Consider the following 20,289-nt stretch of genomic DNA (forward strand, 5'->3'; position numbering starts at 1 on the left):
GCCCGAGGAGGGCTACACCCGCGACGGCGGCTGGCCCGAGATGGTGCTCTCCGACCCGGAGACCGCCGGACCCTCAGGCGTCAGGACGTGAGGGCCTCCTCGAGCCGAATCGCGGCCGCGGGGCAGATCTGCGCCGCCCGGCGCACATTGGCGAACTCCGCCTCGCCGGGGTTGGTCTCGAGCAGGATGACGACCCCGTCGTCCTCGCGCTGGTCGAAGACCGCGGGTGCCGCGGCGACACACTGGCCACCGGAGACGCAGACGTCCTCATCGACCGTGATGTGCATGGGATTACCTTTCGGATGACGTGCGGTGTGGGTTGAGCTGTCGTGCGGCCTCGCGTCAGAGCGAGACGGGCAGGCTTTCCAGGGCGTAGACGTTTCCGCCGGTGCTGTACCGGAGTTCCTCCGCGGGCACGGCGGGCTTCAGCCCGGGGAAGCGCTCGAACAGGGCGGGCAGGGCGACCTGGAGTTCCAGGCGGGCCAGGTGCTGGCCGACGCACTGGTGGATCCCGTACCCGAAGGTGACGTGGGCCGAAGGAGCACGCGTCAGGTCGAGGACGTCGGGGTTCTCCACGAACTCCGGGTCGCGGTTGGCCGTCAGCGCCGAGACCAGTACCCGGTCGCCCGCCTTCAGCGGATGTCCGGCGACCGACATGTCCTCGGCCACCGCGCGGGGCATGGTCCCCGAGATGGACAGGTAGCGGAGCAACTCCTCTACGGCGTCCGCCGTCGAGTGCTCCGGGTCCAGCAGAGCGGCCAGTTGATCGGGCTGCTGCATGAGGGCCAGTGCGCTCAGGCCGATCATCGCCGCGGTCGTCTCGTGGCCGGCGACGACGAGGATGCCCAGGATGCCGATGAGTTCCTCGTCCGTGGCCTCACCGTGCTGGCCCGTGACGAGTCGTCCGATCAGGCCGTCGCCGGGGTTCGCCCGGTTGTCGGCCACGAGACCGGCCACGTAGGTGTTCAGCCTCATGAACGCGGCCATCGCCTCGTCACGGGAGAGCGACACATCGGTCACGCCTGCCGAGATCGCGTTGAAGTGCTCGTGGTCGGCCTCCGGAACACCCAGGATGTGGCCGATCACCGAGGACGGCACGGACAGGGCGTAGCTGGTGACCAGGTCCGTCTCCGGACCGGCCGCCGCGATGGCGTCCAGCTTCTCCCGCACCACCCGCTCGATCATCGGACGCATCGCCGCGACCGACTTCGGCATGAAGGTTCCCATGACCAGGCGGCGCAGCCGCTGGTGCTCGGCACCGTTGTACCTCGGGAGGAAACCGGGCTGGGTGCTGGAGATGCCGTCCTCGCCCGCGGGCCCGGGGACGAAACTGTGGTCGACCTTCCGGTCGCCGAAGACCGCGCGGACGTCCTCGTAGCGTGTCACGAGGAGCATGTCCACCTCGCCGTACTCCGCCTCGCTCACCCGGATCTCGGCCGGCCGGCCGCTCTCACGCATCGCGACCAGTCGCGCGGACGGGTCGAACGGGCATCGCGGCTCCCTGTCCGTGACGACGAATCCGCGGCTTTCGCTGACAGTCACAGCGATTCTCCTCAGGGCGAGTTACGAGTGGGTGGTCCACAGGAGGGCCTGCCAGGACCGAGTGCGGGACTCGGGGAGCGACCTGGGGCCAGGCGAGGTCCGGCATCGGCGGGATCTCGGCGGCTCGAATATTTCGATGTTTGCTTGCCGTGTCAAGTAGCCTGTCTGCGCAGCCGCCACAACTGACGGCGGTTTGACCTTTATTGGCGGCGTTGCCGTCCAAGTCGACTTTGAGGAATGGTTGTTCATGCGCATGATGGACGGGGAAGCGCGGGCCGCGTCGCCGCCGTGGGCGGTCGCGCGATGAGCGCGGCGGATGTACTCGTGATCGGGGGCTCGGTCTCCGGGGCGACGACGGTCGAGGCCTTGAGGCAACGCGGCTTCACCGGTGGCATCCGGCTCGTCGGCGACGAACCCCACCTGCCGTACGACCGGCCTCCGCTGTCCAAGAAGGTGCTTTCCGGCGCATGGGCCCCGGAGCGGGTGACGCTCTTCGATGCGCGGCGCCTGGAGGCCCTGGGGGCCGACGTCACGCTGGGGGTGGCGGCGACCCGGCTCCACGCGCGGAACCGGGTGGTCACCCTTGCCGACGGCCGGCTCGTCCCGTACGGGACCCTGGTCATCGCCACGGGCCTGAGGGCGAGGACGCTGCCCTTCGGGCGCGACCTCGCCGGTGTGCACACGCTGAGAACCGTGGAGGACTCCGTACGCCTGAGGGAGGCCCTGCTCCGGGCCGGCACCCTGACGGTCATCGGCGCGGGCGTCCTGGGCTGCGAGATCGCCTCCACGGCGCGGGGCCTGGGTCTCGCCGTGACGCTGGTCGACCCCAATCCGGCGCCGATGTGGCGGCAACTCGGCGCCGAGGTCGGGAAGATGCTCGGGGACCTGCACCGCGATCACGGGGTGGAGGTGCGGGCCGGCACCCGGGTCACCGGGTTCTCCCGGCACGCGAACAGGGTGAACGGCGTACTCCTCGAAGGCGGCGCCACGATCCCCACGGACCTCGTCGTCATGACCATGGGATCCACCCCGGCCACGGACTGGCTCATCGGCAGTGGGCTGGTCCTGGACGACGGCATCGTCTGCGACGAGCGCTGTCGCGCCGGAGACGGAATCTACGCCGTCGGGGACGTCGCCCGCGGGCCCCACGGAGGCGACGGCTCCGGAGGGAGACTGGAGAACCGGACCAACGCCACCGAGCAGGCCGCCTTCGTCGCGGCGGACATCATGGGCGCGAGCGAGCCGTACAGACCGAGGCCCTACTTCTGGACCGACCAGTACGACGTGAAGATCCAGGTGCACGGGACCGTGCCGCCGGACGCCGAACTCACGCTCCTCGAAGGCGACCTCGCCTCCCGCAGGTTCATCATGCTGGCGGCACGCGGCGGCACCCCCGTCGGCCTCGTGGGGTGGAACAGCGCGAAGAGGATCAACGCCGCACGCCACACGTACCTGTGATCGGCACCGCAGCGGCGTAGCAGGGGAGGCGCCCGGTGCGATCTCGCGGCAGGGTGGCAGGGGCGGGCCGACGATTGGTGACGGTGCGTCAGTCTTGTGGTCGTCATGGATCTGGCGCGGCGTCACCTGTTCGCCGGAAGGCCCCGCTTGCTTGTCGTGAAGGCCAAGGCACGCCTGTGACCTGTGGCGACGCGCGGTGCCGGCGCGCGCGCTGGGCTGTGCGGGTGGGGTGCGGCGTCGTCCTCGAGTGGCGCGGGGAGCGGGCCGCTGTTTGGCTCCGCCTGGAGCGGCCCGCCACCGGGGCCGCTGCTCTCCCACCGTTTCGACTCGGAGGCTGCCTCATGCCCACAACACGCGTTCTTGGCGGTGTCGCCACGGCCGCGGCCATCATCGGTCTCACTGTGCCCACGGCTTCGGCCACCGACGTCGCCGATGCGTGGGTGACGCCCTACTACGCCCTCCCCGGAATGCGGCTGACCGTCACCACCACGGCCTGCGGCCGTGACGCCTCCTACTCCAAAGGCCAGTCGGAGGCCGGCGGCCAGGTCAATCTGCTGCCCGTGGGGAGGCGCAGCGGTCTGCTGGCCGGCAGTTTCCGGGTGCCGGAGAACACCCGGCCGGGCTGGTACACGGTCACGCTCCGTTGCCCGCCGCGCACCCAGGCCACGACCTCCTTCCGGGTGGTGCGCCTCCCCAGGGGCGGGTTCTCCCGTTCGGGCTGCGGCGACTTCATCCGACCGGATCGGCACTTCGCCCGCCGGTGACGCCCGGCGCCCCACCCCGAGGCGGCCGGGAGGATGCGGAGCCGGCAGTGCCGGTGAGGCCCTGCCGGCCGACGGGGTCGGCGACGACCGTGGAGCAGTCGTCGCCGCTGACGCCGGCCGGCACGGCACCGGGATCGCCGGTGCGGTACCGGCCGGCCCTGGTGGTGGAGGTGACCGTGGCGGCCGACGATCCGCCACACCCGGCACCGGAGGAACAGACGGCCCCGCCTGCCTCGCCCGCGGCGGGGTCGTCCGTACCGTCGCCACCGTCACAGTCGCCGACACCGCCGGATCGCCGCCCCGAGCGACGCCGGGATCGGTCTCGTCCTCCGCGGCACGCGGCAGGGGGCAGTCCGGGACGCCGCTCGGCCGACCTTTTTCACGCTTCCGGGTGGCGATCGGCGTCCGGACGGAAGAGTGTGGAGGGGAGAGAGGGGGCGCGCGGCCCGCGAGGCGGCGCCGACGGCGGTGGCGGCGCGTGAACGAGGAGACGGACATGCGAGAGAACGAGATGGGTGACGAGGTCTACCAGCCGGACGGGTCAGAGGTGCAGGACGACGCCGGGCTGCTGGAGCCCGAGGACACCCTGGACTACCACGGTGTCGACCAGATACTCGACGAGGGCTACTCACCGCCGGAGCGGCCCTGGGCGGTGAACAAGGCGGCCACCACCGCGGCGGGCCGCCTTCGGGGCGAGACGCTCGACGAACGCCTGGCCGAGGAGCTCCCGGACCCGCCGATCCCCGACGGGGACGGTATCGGGGACGCCTGGGACACCGACGGGGAGCTGATCGACAGCGAGGTCGGCGGACCGCGGGCCGGCCGGCTGGTCGCCCCGGACGAGGGGGCGCACTACGAGACCGAGGGCATGGTCGCCCACGACATCGGCATCGACGGGGCCGCCGCCTCCGCCGAGGAGGCCGCGATGCATCTCGTTCCGGAGTCCGAGGAGTACTGACCGCGCTCGCGCGGGTCAGGGAACCGGGGTACCGCCGTCCGGCGTGCAGCGACCGCCGGCCCCGGAGGCGGGTTCCGTCCCGCTCTGCAGGGGAGGGGCACCGATGGCGCAGTAGTGCTTGCACGCGGGCGCCGGCTTCGCCGGTTCCTCGGGGGTCTCCTGGAGCACGTCCGAGCGGATCCCGATCCACGCCAGCAGCGATCCGGCCGCCAGCAGCCCGGCGCAGATGACGACGGCGACGCGGAAGCCGTGGGTGAACGCCGCCGGGTCCTCGTAGTCGTCGCCGGAGAGACCGGCCATCAGCGGCAGCGCGGCCACCGCGAGCAGGCCCGCCGCGCGCGCCACGGCGTTGTTCACGCCGGACGCGGTGCCCGCCAGCCGTACTTCGGCGGCGCCGAGGACGGTGGCGGTCAGTGGAGCGACCGTCGTGGCCAGGCCGAGGGCGAAGACGGCCACCGCGGGCAGGACATCCGCCACATAGGACGCGTCCGCACCGATCCGCAGCATCAGCAGCAGTCCCACGGCGGAGATCGCCGGGCCCACCGTCATGGGGATGCGCGGGCCGATGCGCTCGGCGAGCCGGCCCGCCCGCTCGGACAGCGCCAGCATGATGACGGTGACGGGCAGCAGCGCCGTGCCGGAGGCCAGCGCGGAGTACCCGGCCGCGGTCTGCAGCTCCAGCACCAGGAAGAAGAACACACCGCCGAGCGCCGCGTAGACCGCGAAGGTGACCAGGTTCGCGGCGGTGAACTGGCGGTTCGCGAAGAGCCGCGGCGGCAGCATGGGATGCGGGCTGCGCCGCTCGGTCACGACGAACCCGGCCAGCGCGGCCAGTCCGGCCACGCCGGAGACCGTGACGGCCGCGATGTCCGGGTGGGCTCCCCCGGCCGCGATCAGGGCGTAGGTGATCCCGGCGAGGCCGACGGCGCCCAGGACGGCGCCCGCGACGTCGAAGCCGCCGGTCACCTCCTCGTCCCGGCTCTCCGGGACGTGCCGCGCGGCGACGGCGACGACCAGGGCGGCCAGCGGGAGGTTGATGAAGAACACCCAGCGCCAGCTGACGGCGTCGACGAGCCAGCCCCCGAGCAGCGGGCCGAGCGCTCCCGCGATGCCGCCCAGGCCCGACCAGACGCCGATCGCGCGGGCCCGGTCCCGGGACGCGAAGGACGCCTGGATCAGGGCCAGCGACCCGGGGGTCAGCAGCGCCCCGCCGACGCCCTGCAGCGCCCGCGCGGCGATCAGCACCTCGATGCTGGGAGCGACGCCGCAGAGCAGGGAGGCCAGCGCGAACCACACCGTGCCGATCATGAAGACCTTGCGGCGCCCGAAGCGGTCGCCGAGCGAGCCGCCGAGCAGGATCAGTGCGGCGAGGGTCAGGGTGTAGGCGTTGATCGTCCACTGGAGGCCGGCGAGCGTGGCGCCGAGCTCCTTGCCGATCGTCGGGAGGGCGACGTTCACGACGGTGCCGTCGAGCAGGGTCATCCCCGAGCCCAGGACGACCGCCGCGAGGACCCACCGTCCGGTCGACTCGCCCAGCGTCAGCGTCCCGGCCCGGTCCGTCGTGCTCGCGGCTTCCGTCATCGCAGCCTCCGGCATCCCCCGCCGTGCTCGCGGGTCCTCACCGAATCTACTCCGGGGGCCGCGGTACCGCGTGGCGGTGGAGCGGGGCCGGAGGCTAGGTTGGCGCTTCGTCACCGATCACCGCGAGCCGGGGGAAGCATGCGCAAGCTGACGTATTTCGTGGCGTCCACGATCGACGGATTCGTCGCCGGGCCGGGAGGTGAGTACGACTTCCTGGCCGCCGAGGGGGATCACATGGAGACGGTCGTCGCGGAGTACCCGGAGACCCTGCCGGTGCATGCCCGCGGACCGCTGGGCATCGCCGACGCGCCGAACCGGCGGTTCGACACGGTGCTGATGGGCCGGGCCACCTACGAGGTGGGGCTGCCGTACGGGATGACCAGCCCCTACCCGCACCTGCGGCAGTACGTGGTGTCCGGGAGCATGACCGCGAGCCCTGACCCCGCCGTGGAACTGGTCTCCGACGACCCGCTCGGCTTCGTCCGGCAGCTGAAGCGGCGCGACGGGGCGGGCATCTGGCTGTGCGGGGGCGGCCGGCTGGCCGCCTCGCTGCGCCCGGAGATCGACGAGCTGGTCGTCAAGCTCAACCCCGTGGTCGCGGGCGCCGGTGTTCCGCTCTTCGCGGGCGGCTTCGCCCCTCAGGCGTACGACGTGGCCGAGGCACGGACGTACAAGAGCGGCGTGCTGATGGTGAGATACGCCCGCCGGGAAGGCTGAGGACGTACCGGGGGTACCGGGGCGCGGGAATCCTGCGTCCCGGGCAGCGTTGAAGCAGGGGTGACCGCACTCCCGCCGCCCCGCATCCCGTTCTCCATCCTCGACCGCTCCCCCGTACGCCAGGGCGCGGAGCCCGCGCAGGCGCTGCGCGACACGGTGTGGGTGGCACGCGAGGCCGAGGAGCTCGGTTACCACCGCTTCTGGGTCTCGGAGCACCACGGGGTGCCCGGCGTGGCGGGTTCCTCGCCCACGGTGCTGGCCGCCGCGGTCGCCGCTGCGACGTCCCGGATCCGGGTGGGCACGGGCGGTGTGATGCTGCCCAACCACCGGCCGCTGGTGGTGGCGGAGCAGTTCGGGGTCCTGGAGTCGCTCTTCCCCGGACGGATCGACATGGGCCTGGGCCGCTCGGTGGGGTTCACGGACGGAGTGCGCCGGGCGCTGGGGCGGGACGCCCGCGCCGCCGACGACTTCGAGGATCTGCTGAGGGAGCTGCTCGGCTACTTCACCGGCCGGGCGGAGGCCGCGGCGGTACACGCGCGGCCGCCCGAGGGCATGCGCGTCCCGGCGTTCGTGCTCGCCACGGGCGCGGGGGCGGCCACGGCGGCGGCCTTCGGACTGCCCCTGGTGATCGCGGCGGTACGCGGCGAGGAGCGCATGCGGGAGGCGATCGAGGGCTACCGGGCGGCGTTCCGGCCCTCGGCGTGGGCGCCGCGGCCGTACGTCGTGGTGTCGGCACCCGTGTCGGTGGCGGAGACGACGGAGGCGGCCCGGCGGCTGCTCGTCTCGGAGGCCTGGTCGCTGGCGCACTCCCGTACGCACGGCGAGTTCCCGCCGCTGGCGCCGCCGGACGAGGTCCTGTCGGCGCCGATGACGGCGCGCGAGCGCGATCTGTTCGAGGGCACCCTGGCGGGCGGGGTGCACGGCACCGAGGACGAGGTCGCGGCCGCGCTGTCGGGCCTGATCGGCCGCACCGGGGCGGACGAGGTGCTGGTCACCACGGCCGGCTGGGACCGGTCGGCGCTGCTGGACTCCCACCGTCGTCTGGCCCGGCTCGCGGGCCTGACCACGCGGGCCGTGGCGGCGCGCTGAACGAGGACGCCGGGCCCTGCGCCCTGATGGCCTCCGCCGTCGACGGCGCTTGGTTCGCCTGCCCTCAACCGAGCTGCTTCGCAACGGTCCCGGCGCCCGAAGCCCCGAACTCCGCTATGCCGGGCGGGCGTTGCCGTCGTTCACCGGAGGGAACCGCTCAACCCGCTCCGGTGCGGGGGCAGCCGGTCGGCCGCCGAGCCACACGGAGGGCGTCTTTGAGGCCGGCATGGGGCCGCCCGGGGCCCGCGGATCGGCCGGGTCCCGGATCGGATGCGGGATCGTCGGGGACGGCACTCACGGCTCGACGGTGCCGGAGACGGCCTGCGGGCCTACCCGCGGGCCGGGCGCGTCACGCGGCAGGGCCGTCGTACACGTCGTCGTTGCGGCCCTCGGCGAACTCCCACCAGGACAGCGGCAGCCAGTCGCCGCCCACGAAGGCGTCGACGGACGAGCCCCGCCCGCTGATGGCCACGCGCGTGCCGACCGGGTACACCGTGCCGGACAGGCCGGGCACGGGGACGAGCAGCGTTCCTGAGCGCTGGGCCATTTTTCCCGCCTTTCTTCGCGGTCAATCAGAAATCACCATATTCACGTGAAGAATAGCTGGGTTGTCTCGTACTGCCCAAGGAGGCAGCATGAGAAATAGGTCACGTAAGCCACGAATCCGACACCAATCGGAGGTGTCACGTGAAGGCAGTCGTCTACAAGGGACCGTTCGAAGTAGCCGTCGAGGAGGTCGAGAATCCTCGCCTCCACCACCCCAACGACGTGATCGTCAGGGTGACGTCCACCGCGATCTGCGGCTCCGACCTGCACATGTACGAGGGCCGGACGGCCGCCGAACCCGGCATCGTCTTCGGCCACGAGAACCTGGGCATCATCGACCAGGTCGGCGAGGGTGTCACCACCCTCAAGCAGGGCGACCGCGTGGTCATGCCCTTCAATGTCGCCTGCGGATTCTGCAAGAACTGCTCGGCGGGATTCACCGGCTTCTGCCTCACGGTCAATCCGGGGTTCGCCGGAGGCGCGTACGGCTATGTGGCCATGGGCCCCTGGCCGGGCGGCCAGGCGGAATACGTGCGCGTACCGTACGCGGACTTCAACTGCCTGAAACTGCCGGAGGGCACGGCCAACGAGACCGACTTCGTGCTCCTGGCCGACATCTTCCCGACCGGCTACCACGGCTGCGAGCTCGCCCAGGTCTCCCCCGGCGACAGCGTCTCGGTGTACGGCGGCGGCCCTGTCGGGCTGATGGCCGCCTACTCCGCCATGCTGCGCGGCGCGGCCAAGGTGTTCGTCGTGGACCGCGTGCCGGAGCGGCTGCAGAAGGCGGAGGAGATCGGTGCGATCCCGATCGACTTCACCAAGGGCAGCCCGGTGGAGCAGATCAAGGAGCACATGAACGGCGAGGGCACCGACAAGGGCATCGACGCGGTCGGCTACCAGGCCCAGGCCGGTGGTGCGGGCCGCGAGGAGCCCGCGGCGGTGCTGAACTCCCTCATCGACACCGTGCGCGCGACCGGGGCGCTCGGCATTCCCGGGCTCTACGTGCCGTCCGACCCCGGAGGCCCGGACGAGCAGGCCAAGAGCGGCCGGCTGCTGGTCGCCATCGGCCGGCTCTTCGAGAAGGGCCTGCGGCTGGGCACCGGGCAGTGCAACGTGAAGCGCTACAACCGGCAGCTTCGGGACATGATCATCGAGGGTCGCGCCCGCCCGAGCTTCGTGGTCTCCCACGAGCTTCCCCTGACGGACGCCCCCTCGGCGTACGACAAGTTCGACAAGCGGATCGAGGGCTACACCAAGGTCGTCCTGCACCCCGGCGAGGGCTGATCCGCCACTCCACCGGCCCTCCGGCCATCGGCCGGGGGGCTGCGGGCTGCGGGCTGCGGAGAGGGGGGTAGGGCGGTACCGGTGGATGGGTTGGCTGTCCCGCCGTCTCGCTCCCTTCGGTCGCAAAGATGCGGGCTGCGGAGGGGAGGGTGGCGGGCGTCGGGCCGTCGCCGCTGTGCGGGTCGGTTCGCGGCCGGGGTTCAGGCGCCGGAGCGGGGTCCCACTCCGGTGGCGGAGGTCTCGTTTCCGTCCGCGCGTATAGATGGCTGGTTGCCACGCCCACCCTCCATGGGTGGCGCGCCCGCCGTAACCGGCGTCTGCGGGTAATTCCCCGACAGGTGGCGGGCTCGGAGGGTGGTCTGCCGAGATCGGGCTCTGTTCCGCCGACATAGTCGGCGAAAGCGGGCCCGATGTCCCCCGGTGCAAAGATCGGGCTCTGATCCGCCGAACATATCGGCGAAAGCGAGCCCGATCTTCCCTGGCCCCCTCGACAGCACCTCGAATCAGCCGCAGACGCCGGTCACGGCGCGCGCCCACCACCGGCAGTAGGCGTGGAAGCGGCCATCTATACGCGCGGACGGCAACGAGACCCCAACCGCCGGAAAGGCACCCCGCTCCGGCGCCTGAACCCCAGCCGACCACCCACCCGCACACCGCCACGAGGGCCCCGCCCCCACCCTCCCCTCCGCAGCCAGCCGCTGTGCGACCGAAGGGAGCGAGACGGCGCGGCAGCCGAAGAGCCCACCGGCATCACCGGACTCGGCCGCCCCGCGCCGAGTGGCTAGCAGCGGCCCTCCGGGCCCTGGGGGTCGTACGGCCCGGACGGGCTGGCCTCCAGGGTGTAGGTGTACAGGTCGAACTCCACCAGCCCGTCCGCACCGGTGGTGACCCGTGGCGGACGGGTTCCGGGATACCGGGAGGCGATGACGTCGGCGACCCTGTGGGCGGTCGCCGCGTCGGCCGCGGCGATGCGCACGTAGGCCACTCCCGGCTCGTACAGCGGTCCGAGCTGTTCGGTCATGCTGCTGCTCCCCTTGTCCCGTCCGTCCGGCGGATAACCGCTGGAGACAGCCCGTCGGTCGTCGCGGTTGCCCGCGCGGGCCGTGTTCACTCGAAGTGGTCATGCAGGGGGCTCAGGAGAGCAGGAAGTCGGCCTGCCCGTCCTTGGCGCCCTGGATGAACATCCTGATCTCGTGGTCCGTGTAGATGAGGGCCGGCCCGTCGGGGTCGGTGGACTGCCGCAGCGCGACTCTGCCGTCGGCCAATTTCATGGCTTCCACGCAACTTCCCCCGTTGCCGCCGCTCCACGGCTTGTGCCATCCCTCGGTGCCGAGGTCGAGGGCGCGCATGCCGTTGTATATGCGGTCGTCCATGTGTGTCAGATCTCCTTGCGGATGCCATCGAGGATGGCTGCGGTGCTGTGTGCGGGCGCGGCTTGCGCGCACATCCGGTCCAGTGCCTCGAGGAAGGTCGAGACGTCGTCGAGGTCGTCCAGGTAGGCGGCGCCCACCAGGCTCTCGGTGAACACGACGTCCGGCAGTTCGTGGATCTGGAACCGGAAGATGTGGAAAGGCCCGTACATCGCCGGATGCGGCCCGGCGTCGAAGGGCATGATCTGCAGTCGCACCTGCGGCATCACGCACGCCTCGGCCAGCCGGTCCAACTGGGCGCGCATGACCGCGGCGTTGCCGATGGGACGGCGCAGCACCGTCTCGTCCATCACCACCCACAGCAGCGGGGCGTCCGGCCGGGCGATCAGCGCCTGCCGCTCCAACCGCAGCGCCACCAGGCGATCGAGCTCGTCCGGGGAGGCCCCCGGCAGGCCAGCCCGCAGCACGGCGCGCGCGTACTCCTCGGTCTGCAGCAGGCCGGGGACGTAGTGCGGCTCGTAGGCGCGGATGATGGCCGCCTCGCCCTCGAGGCTGACGAAGGCGCTGAACCAGGACGGCAGCACATCGCGGTAACGGTGCCACCAGCCGGGGCGGTTGCCCTGCCGGGCGAGGTCGATGAAGGTCGCCGTCTCGGCGGCGTCGACCCCGTACAGGGCCAGCAGCTTCTCGACGTAGGGGATGCGCAGGCCGACCTCGGCCTTCTCCATCCGGCGCACCGTGGCATGGGTGACGTCGAGTGCCCGCGCGGCCTGCTCGTACGAGTAGCCGGCCCTCTCACGCAGATCGTGGAGGCGTTTGCCGAGGATGACGCGGAGAACGGTCGGCGCCCCGCCCGCCCTCGCCTCACCCACGATGCATCTCCCGCATGGCAGCAGTGTGCCATGTCAGGAATGGAACAGACACCCTGCACTGGCGATTGTGCAATTTGCAGAATGGCCCTTGCCTTCTGTGTAACCAGTGGCCATAGTTGCCTGTGTGCTCCATGCCATCAGCGCCCGGGACACCTTCCGGCTCCGACTGCCGGCGCAGGCCTCTTCGGTCGGCGTCGCACGCCGACAGGTGCGCTCCGCGCTGAGCAGGTGGGACCTGGCGGAACTGGCTGACGACGCCGGTCTCGTGGTGAGCGAACTCTTCACCAACGCCGTGCTGCACAGCGGCAGCGAGTATGTCGCCTGCCTGCTCTGGACGGCGGGCGGGAAGCTGCACGTGGAGATCGTCGACGAGGGCCGCGGCGCCGAGGGTCCGCTGGCGCGCACCGCCGCCGACGGCGACGAGAACGGCCGCGGACTCGCCCTCGTAGCCCATTTGGCCGAAGGCTGGGGAGTGCGGCCGCCGGCGTACGGCACCGGCCGCGCCGTGTGGGCCACGCTCTCCTGCGCCCGTCCCGGGGCGGTCCGGCGCAGCGGCTGAACGCCCGCCGGCACGAGGCCGGCATCCGCGGGAAGAGTGGCCGTCGGTGGGGCGCGCCGTATTGGGATGGTGGCGCCCCGCGTCCGGGCTTAGGCTTGCCCCGACGGAAAGGCCCTCGGGGGAGCACCAACACCCCCTGCCTCCGCCCCGGGAGGAACCGCCCACCGCGGTCCCCGCCCGGTTCCGCACCGGCGCCACCGCGTCCGCTCAGCCATCAAGCCCGACCGGGCGGTCGGCGTCCGGCAGCGGCCGGGCCGGCGTCCGGCTCACCCGACACGAAGGAGTGCGCGGTGACACCCGAGAAGTCAAAGCGGAACCAGCTCGACAAGGAGCCCGACGATCAGCCCTCGCAGCAGCGCGAGGTGCGCAACCTGGACGTCTGGGCCAGGTCCGCGCCGATCCGACTGGCCGGCTACGAGGACGATCTGAACGAGCCGCACATCCTGCGCAGCATCGACTGACCCTCGCGCACGGCCGGTTCACGGGCCGTACGGGCAGCGAAGCCCGTGCGGCCCACACCGTGTCCGGGGCTCCGCGCCCCGGTCAGCCCACCGCGCCGGCCGGACGGCCGTGCGGTGGCGCGATGGCGTACAGGTCGAGGACGGGCGGCGGTGCGGCGCGGCCCGGTCCCCCCGCACGCACCCACGCGACGATGTCGTCGACGGCGCCCGGATCGTTGACCAGGCCCAGCCAGACCGGCCTCGCTCCCGCCGCGCGTCCCTCCGGTGAGGGCTGCACGACGACCACGTCGGCCTGCTCGCACACGTCGAGGCACCTGGTGACCCTCACCCGGCAGACCCCGGCCAGTTCCCGCCGGAGCCGGTCGAGTTGGGCGTCGTGGTCGACGCCGGGGACCTTGTCCGTACCGCAGCAGCAGTCGCGGCAGACGCTCACCGTGCAGACGCCCGGCCGCGGCGCGGCGCCGCTCACGCGAGGGTGATCCGCACGCCAACGGTGCCCGCACGGCCGCGGCGCAGCCGGCTGCCGAACAGCGTGAGCCGGCCGAGCAGTCCGTACTTGCGGGCGACCAGCGAGCGGTAGCGCTCGGTCTCCTCCGGGCCGAGGATCTCGGCACGCGCGGGCACCTGGTCTCCCGTGGGGTTGCCGCGTACATCGCACGGCCCGACCAGTACGTCGGCGCGGTTGCGGATCCGCTTGACCTTGCCGGAGTCCGCCGCCGTCCACGCCCCGAGGGCCTCACCGTCACGGACCACCCAGACCGGGGTCGGGACGGTGCGGCCGTCCCGCCGATAGGTGGTCACCAGTAGGTACTTGCCCGCCGCGAGCCGGGCCGACGCGCTGTCCTCGATCATGGACCAAGGCTACGCGGGAACGGCCTCCGCGGCGGGCGCGGGAAGCGTTTTGCCGAGGCACACGCTGAGCGGACTGTCTCTGTAATGCCCGAACTTGGTCACCGGCGTGTAGCCGCAGGAGGTGTAGAGGGCGATCGCCTCCGGCTGCATCTGCCCGGTCTCCAGCACCATCCGGGTGCGGCCCGCGGCCGCGGCGCCGGCCTCCAACGCGGCGAGCATCCGGCGCGCGAAGCCCCGGCCCCGGGCCTGCGGCACCACGTACATCCGCTTGACCTCCGCGTCGCCGTCCTCGAAGCCCTCGGGGGACGCGTCCTGGCCGCGCCAGCCGCCGGTCGCGACCGGGGCGCCTTCGAGGTAGCCGATCATGAACTCGCCGTGCGGTGCGTCGAAGTGGTCGGCGTCCATGGCGGTCTCGTCGGGCCCGCCGTACCGCACGACGTACTCCTGCTGCACCTGCTCGGTCAGCCGCACGGCGTCGGAGTGGTCATAACGCGTCTTCCGGATCTCCACCGGCACATCGTACGGGTGTGCGGGAGTACGCCCCGGTCCGGGCACCCTCCGGCGGGCCGGTATCGTCCCCGTCATGCTGACCGTGACCACCGTGAACGTGAACGGGCTGCGCGCCGCGGCCAAGAAGGGCTTCCTCCCCTGGCTGGAGGCGACCGCGGCCGACGTGGTGTGCCTGCAGGAGGTCCGCGCCGAGGCCGCCCAGCTGCCCGAGGAGGTCCGCGCGCCCGAGGGCTGGCACGTCGTCCACGCCCCGGCGGCCGCGAAGGGCCGGGCCGGGGTCTCCCTCTACTCGCGGCAGGAGCCGGTCGCGACCCGGATCGGCTTCGGTTCCGAGGAGTTCGACGCCTCCGGCCGCTATGTGGAGATCGACCTGCCCGGCGTCACGGTCGCCAGCCTCTACCTCCCCTCCGGCGAGGTCGGGACGGAGCGGCAGGAGGAGAAGGAGCGCTTCATGGCCGCCTTCCTCGAGCACATGGTCAAGCTCCGCGAGAAGGCTGCCGCCGCCGGCCGGGAGGTGCTGATCTGCGGCGACTGGAACATCGCGCACACCGAGCGCGACCTGCGGAACTGGCGGGCCAACCAGAAGAACGCCGGCTTCCTCCCCGAGGAGCGGGCGTGGCTGTCCCGCGTCTACGACGAGGCCGGCTACACCGACGTCGTGCGCCACCTCACCCCCGAGGGCGACGGCCCCTACACCTGGTGGTCCTACCGCGGCCGCGCCTTCGACAACGACAGCGGCTGGCGCATCGACCTCCACGTCGCCACCCGCGGGCTCGCGGCCCGGGCCGCGCACACCCGCGTCGAGCGCGCGGACACGCATCCGGAGCGCTGGTCCGACCACGCCCCGGTGACGGTCGCCTACGATCTCGGCTAGTCGATCACCGGGGGGACGATGGGGCGGCACTGGCCACGGGACGTCGAGCGTACGGACCGGCCGGGCTTCGCCCTGGTCCGGTCCGGGGACGGCCTGCTCTGGGGCGTGTGCGCGCAGGTGTCGGGGCTGCTCGTGGACCCGTATCGGCGGCCGCACCAGCTCCTGGGGTGCGAACCGTCCGGACCGCTGCTCGACCTCCTGAACGGACCCGGCGCCGGCGCCCTCGGTGACCTCGGTGACCTCTGGTTGGCGCCCCGGGGCTGCGGGCGGCATGCCGTGCCGGATCCGTTCGACGATCCGCACGCGCCGTGGCGGCTGGAGGACGCGCGGGTCACGGGTCACCGCCGCAGACCCGGTGAGCCCGGCACGTGGGACGTGTTCCTGGACGCCGCGGACGGCTGGCCCGAGCCGCCGGGCGATCCGTGTCTCGCGGCGGGGCTGCTGGTGCACGACGGACACCGGGTCCTCGGCGTCTGCCGCGACGCCTCCGATGTCGTCCCGGCAGACGCCGAACCGTCCCGGCCGCCGTTGCGGCTCCTCGGCTGCGCGCCCGGAGCGGAGCTGCGGGCTGCCCTCGGCACCGGGACTCGCCGGTCGCTGGCCCTGGGCGAGGCCGTGCTGGAGGTCCTGGGCGCCGGGGGCCAGGAGGTCCTGAGCCGGAACGTGACGGGCGAGGTCGCCGGGTGGCGGCCTTCGGCGCTCGGTTCCGGGCTCGTGGACATCGACCTCACGGAGGGCCCACGGGAGCCCTTCCCCGCCCACGCCCGGGCCCTGTGGGACCGGTGGCTCGCCGGGCCCCCGGCGGAGTCCGGCCTCTGGGCCGGGTACACCACCCGCGAGCGGCGGCTGTGGCTGGACCTCGTACGCGAGCGCGGTTGCGCGGGCGGGCCTCGTACGGACCGGCCCGCCGGGTTGGTGTACGAGGCGGACGGCCGGCACATGACCGACGAGCCCGGGCTCTACCTCGCGCTGGGTGAGGCGATGAACGGGCCCGGCGGCTACGTCGGCTGCAACGCGGACGCCCTGGCCGACTGCCTCCGCGGGGGCTTCGGGGTCGGCACCCCGTGCACCGTGGTGTGGCGGGATTCCTCCGTGGCCCGGCGGGCGCTGGGCGCGACGCTGAACGCCTCCGGGGAGCCGGACAGCCGCTTCGGCGTGGTCCTGGAGGTACTGGCCGCAGGCGGTGTGGAGGTCGTCCTCCGCTGAGAGCGACGGCGACACCTGGTGCCGCCATACGGGACCGCCGGAGGGCGCCGTCGCCGTATCGTCTAGTCAGCTGCTGTTTCCCGGAGGAGTACCCATGGCGCCGCCCGTCGTCCGCTCGCTGCGCGAGCAGATCCGCGAGTTCATCGTGGACGGCATCGTCAGCGGGCGGTGGAAGCCCGGAGAGCGGATCGTGGAACGCGGCATCGCCACGGAGCTGGAGGTCAGCCAGACGCCGGTGCGGGAGGCGCTGCGAGAGCTGGAGGTCATGCGGCTCATCGAGTCCGCGCCGAACAAGGGCGTCCGGGTGCGCCGGCTGACCGTCGCGGACCTGGAGGAGATCTACCCGGTGCGGGCCGGCCTGGAGCAGATCGCCGCCGAGCTGGCGGCGCCCCGGCTGCGGGAGGACCTCTCCGCGCTGGAGGCCGAGGTCGCGCTGCTGCAGAAGGCGGACGCGGAGGGCGACGCGCAGGCCCAGGTGCGGCACACCGTGGCGTTCCACCGCGAGCTGGTGAGGGCGTCGGGCAACAGCGTGCTGCTGCACACCTGGGAGTCGCTGGGCATCGAGCTCTGGACGGCGCTGTCGATCCGCTGGCTGGGCACCCGTCAGCGGTTGTACGCCGAGGAGCACCAGGCGGTCGTGGAGGCCTTCCGCCGCAACGACCCGCGGGTGGGCGAGCTGGTCAAGGAGCATGTGCTGGGCTGCGCGCCGCAGCGCGGCTGACGCCGCCCCGGATTGTCGAACCTCCCATTTGTGACCCTCGTCACAAGGTATTTGATCGATCATCGATCAGTCTTACTCTGTGAGACACGGGGACACCCCTGCCCGCACGGAACCAACTGGGAGGCGTGCACCATGACCGACGCCACGCTGAGCGCACTCGATCACCTGCCGGACCCGGACCCGGAGGAGACCGGCGAATGGGCCGCCTCGCTCGACGCGGTCACCCGCGCCGCCGGCCCTGATCGCGCGGCGTACCTGATGCGCCGCACCTTCGACCACGCGCAGGCGTCCGGTCTCGCGGTGCCGTCTCTGCTGGAGACCGAGCACATCAACACCATCCCGACCGCCGCGGAGCCCGAGCTCCCCGGCGACGCGGAGATGGAGCGGCGCATCGCCGGCTGGAACCGCTGGAACGCCGCCGCCATGGTGACCCGCGGCAGCCGCTACGGCCTGGGCGGCCACATCGCCACCTTCGCCTCCGCGGCCTGGCTGTACGAGACCGGCTTCAACCACTTCTTCCGCGGCAAGGAGGGCGACGGCTCCGGCGACCAGCTCTACGTCCAGGGCCACGCCTCCCCCGGCGTCTACGCCCGCGCGTTCCTCGACGGCCGGCTGACCGAGGCGCACCTGGACAACTTCCGCCAGGAGGCGGGCGGTGACGGCCTGCCGTCCTACCCGCACCCGCGCCGGCTGCCCTGGCTGTGGGAGTTCCCGACCGTGTCGATGGGCCTCGGCCCGCTCGCCGCGATCCAGCAGGCGCGCTTCAACCGGTACCTGACGCACCGCGGCATCAAGGACACCTCCGGCTCCCACGTGTGGGCCTTCCTCGGCGACGGCGAGATGGACGAGCCGGAGTCGACCGCCGCCCTCGGCCTCGCCGGCCGCGAGGGGCTGGACAACCTCACCTTCGTGGTCAACTGCAACCTGCAGCGCCTCGACGGGCCGGTACGCGCCAACTTCAAGATCGTCCAGGAGCTGGAGGCGAAGTTCCGCGCCGCGGGCTGGAACGTCGTCAAGGCGCTGTGGGGCTCCGCCTGGGACGAGCTGTTCGCCCTCGACACCACCGGCGCGCTCGTACGCCGGCTGCGCGAGGTCCCCGACGGCCAGTTCCAGACCTACGCGACGCGCGACGCGGCCTACATCCGCGAGCACTTCTTCGGCGCCGACCCGGCACTGGCGGAGATGGCGAAGCTGCTGACCGACGCCAAGATCACCGAGTGCTTCCACACCTCCCGCGCCGGCCACGAACCGCGCAAGGTGTACGCCGCCTACCGTGCGGCCGTCACGCACAAGGGCGCGCCGACCGTGATCCTCGCGCAGACCGTCAAGGGCTGGACGCTGGGCGCCGGTTTCGAGTCGCGCAACGCCAACCACCAGATGAAGAAGCTCACGCTCCCCGAGTTCCGCGCCATGCGCGACCTGCTGGAGCTGCCCATCCCGGACAGCGCCCTGTCCGGAGACCTGGTGCCGTACGTCCACCCGGGCGCCGACTCCCCCGAGGTGCGCTACCTCCAGGAGCGCCGCGCCGAGCTCGGCGGCCCCGCCCCGGCCCGCCGGGTGCACCCGGTGGCGCTGCCCGAGCCCTCCGCCAAGCCCTTCGAGGCGCTGGCCAAGGGCTCCGGCAACCAGGAGATCGCGACGACGATGGCCGTGGTCCGGCTGATGAAGGACCTGATGCGGGAGAAGGAGAGCGGTCGGCGCTGGGTGCCGATCGTGCCCGACGAGGCCCGCACCTTCGGCATGGAGTCGCTCTTCCCGAGCGCGGGCATCTACTCGCCGCTCGGCCAGACCTACGACCCGGTCGACCGCGACATGCTCCTGTACTACAAGGAGGCGGAGAACGGCCAGATCCTCAACGAGGGCATCACCGAGGCCGGTTCGATGGCGTCCTTCACGGCCGCCGCCACCTCCTACGCCACGCACGGCGAACCGATGATCCCGCTCTACATCTTCTACTCGATGTTCGGCTGGCAGCGCACCGCCGACCAGATGTGGGCGCTCGCCGACCAGCTCGGCCGCGGCTTCCTGGTCGGGGCGACCGCGGGGCGCACGACGATGACGGGCGAGGGCCTGCAGCACGCCGACGGGCACTCGCACCTGATCGCGTCCACCAACCCGGCCGCGCTCTCGTACGACCCGGCCTTCGCCTACGAGGTCGGCGTCATCGTCCGCGAGGGTCTGCGCCGTATGTACGGCCCCGACGCGGAGGACGTCTTCTACTACCTGACGGTCTACAACGAGCCCAAGATCCAGCCGGCCATGCCCGCGGAGCCGGGCGTCGAGGAAGGCATCGTCAAGGGCCTGTATCGCTTCCGTGCCGCCGACACCGCCGGCCTGGCCGCCGACGCGCCGCGGTTGCAGCTGATGGCCTCCGGCACGGCGATCCACTGGGCGCTGGAGGCCCAGGCGCTCCTGGCCGCGGACTGGGGCGTGGCGGCGGACGTGTGGTCCGCGACCTCGTGGAGCGAGCTGCGCCGGGGCGGTCTCGCCTACGACGCGGCCCGACTGCGCGGCGAGGACGCCCCCCTCCCCCACGTCACGCGGGTGCTGGAGGGAGCGCCGGGCCCCGTCCTGGCGGTGAGCGACTGGATGCGCGCGGTGCCGGACCAGATCAGCCAGTGGGTGCCGCAGGACTGGCACTCGATCGGCACCGACGGCTTCGGTCTGTCGGACACCCGCGAGGCGGCCCGCCGCCACTTCGGGGTGGACCCGCAGTCGGTGGTCGTCGCCGCGCTGGCCGCGCTGGCCGGACGCGGCGAGGTCAAGCGGGAGACCGTCCAGGAGGCCCGGGAACGCTACGGGCTCTGAGCCCGCTCCGAGTTCCCCGCTCCGCCCCGGGCGGGGGCACGAGGGCCGGGCACGCCGTCACAGGCGTGCCCCGCCCCCGTTGGGGATTCACCGGGGGGGGAAGCCGGGGGCCCGGCC

At 72.4% G+C, this 20,289-nt stretch carries 22 protein-coding genes; 12 read left to right on the top strand and 10 right to left on the bottom strand.

The window, feature by feature from the left end:
- Nucleotides 1-80: 80 nt before the first annotated feature.
- Both AB0F62_RS39600 and AB0F62_RS39605 read right to left on the bottom strand, forming a co-directional pair.
- A complete protein-coding gene (locus tag AB0F62_RS39600) occupies nt 81-287 on the bottom strand; it encodes a ferredoxin (protein WP_361810858.1) in 207 nt (68 codons plus the stop codon).
- Nucleotides 288-342: 55 nt separating this feature from the next.
- Nucleotides 343-1,542, bottom strand: a complete 1,200-nt coding sequence (locus AB0F62_RS39605) for a cytochrome P450 (RefSeq protein ID WP_361810860.1) — start codon at nt 1,540-1,542, stop codon at nt 343-345.
- A 303-nt stretch (nt 1,543-1,845) separates the two neighbouring features.
- Here AB0F62_RS39605 and AB0F62_RS39610 point away from each other — a divergent pair, with 303 nt between their 5' ends.
- The 3 genes from AB0F62_RS39610 (at nt 1,846) to AB0F62_RS39620 (ending at nt 4,722) form a co-directional block, all read left to right on the top strand.
- A complete protein-coding gene (locus AB0F62_RS39610) occupies nt 1,846-3,000 on the top strand; it encodes an FAD-dependent oxidoreductase (protein WP_361810862.1) in 1,155 nt (384 codons plus the stop codon).
- A gap of 341 nt (nt 3,001-3,341) precedes the next feature.
- Nucleotides 3,342-3,764, top strand: a complete 423-nt coding sequence (locus tag AB0F62_RS39615) for a sortase (protein WP_361810864.1) — start codon at nt 3,342-3,344, stop codon at nt 3,762-3,764.
- Nucleotides 3,765-4,260: 496 nt separating this feature from the next.
- Nucleotides 4,261-4,722 (top strand): DUF5709 domain-containing protein, encoded by a 462-nt coding sequence (locus AB0F62_RS39620; RefSeq protein WP_361810866.1) that lies wholly within the window; start codon nt 4,261-4,263, stop codon nt 4,720-4,722.
- A gap of 15 nt (nt 4,723-4,737) precedes the next feature.
- On the opposite strand, the gene AB0F62_RS39625 is transcribed toward AB0F62_RS39620, so the two are convergent.
- A complete protein-coding gene (locus AB0F62_RS39625; RefSeq protein ID WP_361810868.1) occupies nt 4,738-6,303 on the bottom strand; it encodes an MFS transporter in 1,566 nt (521 codons plus the stop codon).
- Between the two features lie 138 nt (nt 6,304-6,441).
- On the opposite strand from AB0F62_RS39625, the gene AB0F62_RS39630 reads away from it, so the two are divergent.
- Complete coding sequence (locus AB0F62_RS39630; RefSeq protein ID WP_361810870.1) at nt 6,442-7,020, top strand: dihydrofolate reductase family protein; 579 nt, start codon at nt 6,442-6,444, stop codon at nt 7,018-7,020.
- 60 nt (nt 7,021-7,080) lie between these two features.
- Nucleotides 7,081-8,109: an MsnO8 family LLM class oxidoreductase gene (locus tag AB0F62_RS39635; RefSeq protein ID WP_361810872.1), complete on the top strand. Its 1,029-nt coding sequence runs from the start codon at nt 7,081-7,083 to the stop codon at nt 8,107-8,109.
- 349 nt (nt 8,110-8,458) lie between these two features.
- On the opposite strand, the gene AB0F62_RS39640 is transcribed toward AB0F62_RS39635, so the two are convergent.
- The gene (locus AB0F62_RS39640; RefSeq protein WP_361810874.1) at nt 8,459-8,656 is read right to left on the bottom strand and encodes a hypothetical protein; all 198 of its coding nucleotides are present in this window, start codon (nt 8,654-8,656) and stop codon (nt 8,459-8,461) included.
- Between the two features lie 140 nt (nt 8,657-8,796).
- Between AB0F62_RS39640 and AB0F62_RS39645 the strand changes: the two genes are divergently transcribed.
- Nucleotides 8,797-9,939: a glutathione-independent formaldehyde dehydrogenase gene (locus AB0F62_RS39645; protein WP_361810876.1), complete on the top strand. Its 1,143-nt coding sequence runs from the start codon at nt 8,797-8,799 to the stop codon at nt 9,937-9,939.
- A 781-nt stretch (nt 9,940-10,720) separates the two neighbouring features.
- Here AB0F62_RS39645 and AB0F62_RS39650 read toward each other — a convergent pair.
- The 3 genes from AB0F62_RS39650 to AB0F62_RS39660 form a co-directional block, all read right to left on the bottom strand.
- A complete protein-coding gene (locus tag AB0F62_RS39650; protein WP_361810878.1) occupies nt 10,721-10,960 on the bottom strand; it encodes a hypothetical protein in 240 nt (79 codons plus the stop codon).
- Between the two features lie 112 nt (nt 10,961-11,072).
- Complete coding sequence (locus AB0F62_RS39655; protein WP_361810880.1) at nt 11,073-11,312, bottom strand: DUF397 domain-containing protein; 240 nt, start codon at nt 11,310-11,312, stop codon at nt 11,073-11,075.
- A gap of 5 nt (nt 11,313-11,317) precedes the next feature.
- Nucleotides 11,318-12,181 carry a helix-turn-helix transcriptional regulator gene (locus AB0F62_RS39660; protein WP_361810882.1) on the bottom strand — a complete coding sequence of 288 codons (864 nt, stop codon included), beginning with the start codon at nt 12,179-12,181 and terminating at the stop codon, nt 11,318-11,320.
- Nucleotides 12,182-12,305: 124 nt separating this feature from the next.
- On the opposite strand from AB0F62_RS39660, the gene AB0F62_RS39665 reads away from it, so the two are divergent.
- Both AB0F62_RS39665 and AB0F62_RS39670 read left to right on the top strand, forming a co-directional pair.
- Complete coding sequence (locus tag AB0F62_RS39665; RefSeq protein WP_361810884.1) at nt 12,306-12,740, top strand: ATP-binding protein; 435 nt, start codon at nt 12,306-12,308, stop codon at nt 12,738-12,740.
- A gap of 290 nt (nt 12,741-13,030) precedes the next feature.
- Complete coding sequence (locus AB0F62_RS39670) at nt 13,031-13,201, top strand: hypothetical protein (protein WP_361810886.1); 171 nt, start codon at nt 13,031-13,033, stop codon at nt 13,199-13,201.
- Between the two features lie 82 nt (nt 13,202-13,283).
- Here the strand turns inward: AB0F62_RS39670 and AB0F62_RS39675 are convergent, their stop codons facing one another.
- Genes AB0F62_RS39675 through AB0F62_RS39685 form a run of 3 tightly spaced genes read right to left on the bottom strand, consistent with a single transcriptional unit; the run spans nt 13,284 to nt 14,563 of the window.
- Nucleotides 13,284-13,670, bottom strand: a complete 387-nt coding sequence (locus AB0F62_RS39675) for a (2Fe-2S) ferredoxin domain-containing protein (protein ID WP_361810888.1) — start codon at nt 13,668-13,670, stop codon at nt 13,284-13,286.
- Nucleotides 13,667-14,053, bottom strand: coding sequence for a PPOX class F420-dependent oxidoreductase (locus AB0F62_RS39680; protein WP_361810890.1), 387 nt, complete (start codon nt 14,051-14,053; stop codon nt 13,667-13,669). Before AB0F62_RS39680 ends, AB0F62_RS39675 begins: the two co-directional genes overlap by 4 nt.
- Before the next feature lie 9 nt (nt 14,054-14,062).
- On the bottom strand, nt 14,063-14,563 hold the full coding sequence (locus tag AB0F62_RS39685) for a GNAT family N-acetyltransferase (protein ID WP_361810892.1): 501 nt from the start codon (nt 14,561-14,563) through the stop codon (nt 14,063-14,065).
- Between the two features lie 73 nt (nt 14,564-14,636).
- On the opposite strand from AB0F62_RS39685, the gene AB0F62_RS39690 reads away from it, so the two are divergent.
- The 4 genes from AB0F62_RS39690 to aceE all read left to right on the top strand — a co-directional run bounded on the left by AB0F62_RS39690 (nt 14,637) and on the right by aceE (nt 20,172).
- Nucleotides 14,637-15,437, top strand: a complete 801-nt coding sequence (locus tag AB0F62_RS39690) for an exodeoxyribonuclease III (RefSeq protein ID WP_361810894.1) — start codon at nt 14,637-14,639, stop codon at nt 15,435-15,437.
- An 18-nt stretch (nt 15,438-15,455) separates the two neighbouring features.
- Nucleotides 15,456-16,643: a barstar family protein gene (locus tag AB0F62_RS39695; RefSeq protein WP_361810896.1), complete on the top strand. Its 1,188-nt coding sequence runs from the start codon at nt 15,456-15,458 to the stop codon at nt 16,641-16,643.
- Between the two features lie 94 nt (nt 16,644-16,737).
- A complete protein-coding gene (locus AB0F62_RS39700; protein WP_361810898.1) occupies nt 16,738-17,364 on the top strand; it encodes a GntR family transcriptional regulator in 627 nt (208 codons plus the stop codon).
- Between the two features lie 132 nt (nt 17,365-17,496).
- Nucleotides 17,497-20,172 carry a pyruvate dehydrogenase (acetyl-transferring), homodimeric type gene (aceE, locus tag AB0F62_RS39705; protein ID WP_361810900.1) on the top strand — a complete coding sequence of 892 codons (2,676 nt, stop codon included), beginning with the start codon at nt 17,497-17,499 and terminating at the stop codon, nt 20,170-20,172.
- Nucleotides 20,173-20,289 lie beyond the last annotated feature (117 nt).

Origin of the sequence: Streptomyces sp. NPDC026673 (assembly GCF_040638135.1) — a bacterium.
Lineage (GTDB): Bacteria > Actinomycetota > Actinomycetes > Streptomycetales > Streptomycetaceae > Actinacidiphila.

Coding starts and splice junctions, on each gene's coding strand:
- aceE (WP_361810900.1), top strand. CDS start 17,497: ATGACCGACGCCACGCTGAGCGCACTCGATCACCTGCCGGACCCGGAC.
- AB0F62_RS39650 (WP_361810878.1), bottom strand. CDS start 10,960: ATGACCGAACAGCTCGGACCGCTGTACGAGCCGGGAGTGGCCTACGTG.
- AB0F62_RS39640 (WP_361810874.1), bottom strand. CDS start 8,656: ATGGCCCAGCGCTCAGGAACGCTGCTCGTCCCCGTGCCCGGCCTGTCC.
- AB0F62_RS39690 (WP_361810894.1), top strand. CDS start 14,637: ATGCTGACCGTGACCACCGTGAACGTGAACGGGCTGCGCGCCGCGGCC.
- AB0F62_RS39680 (WP_361810890.1), bottom strand. CDS start 14,053: ATGATCGAGGACAGCGCGTCGGCCCGGCTCGCGGCGGGCAAGTACCTA.
- AB0F62_RS39695 (WP_361810896.1), top strand. CDS start 15,456: ATGGGGCGGCACTGGCCACGGGACGTCGAGCGTACGGACCGGCCGGGC.
- AB0F62_RS39655 (WP_361810880.1), bottom strand. CDS start 11,312: ATGGACGACCGCATATACAACGGCATGCGCGCCCTCGACCTCGGCACC.
- AB0F62_RS39610 (WP_361810862.1), top strand. CDS start 1,846: ATGAGCGCGGCGGATGTACTCGTGATCGGGGGCTCGGTCTCCGGGGCG.
- AB0F62_RS39615 (WP_361810864.1), top strand. CDS start 3,342: ATGCCCACAACACGCGTTCTTGGCGGTGTCGCCACGGCCGCGGCCATC.
- AB0F62_RS39625 (WP_361810868.1), bottom strand. CDS start 6,303: ATGACGGAAGCCGCGAGCACGACGGACCGGGCCGGGACGCTGACGCTG.
- AB0F62_RS39600 (WP_361810858.1), bottom strand. CDS start 287: ATGCACATCACGGTCGATGAGGACGTCTGCGTCTCCGGTGGCCAGTGT.
- AB0F62_RS39630 (WP_361810870.1), top strand. CDS start 6,442: ATGCGCAAGCTGACGTATTTCGTGGCGTCCACGATCGACGGATTCGTC.
- AB0F62_RS39620 (WP_361810866.1), top strand. CDS start 4,261: ATGCGAGAGAACGAGATGGGTGACGAGGTCTACCAGCCGGACGGGTCA.
- AB0F62_RS39700 (WP_361810898.1), top strand. CDS start 16,738: ATGGCGCCGCCCGTCGTCCGCTCGCTGCGCGAGCAGATCCGCGAGTTC.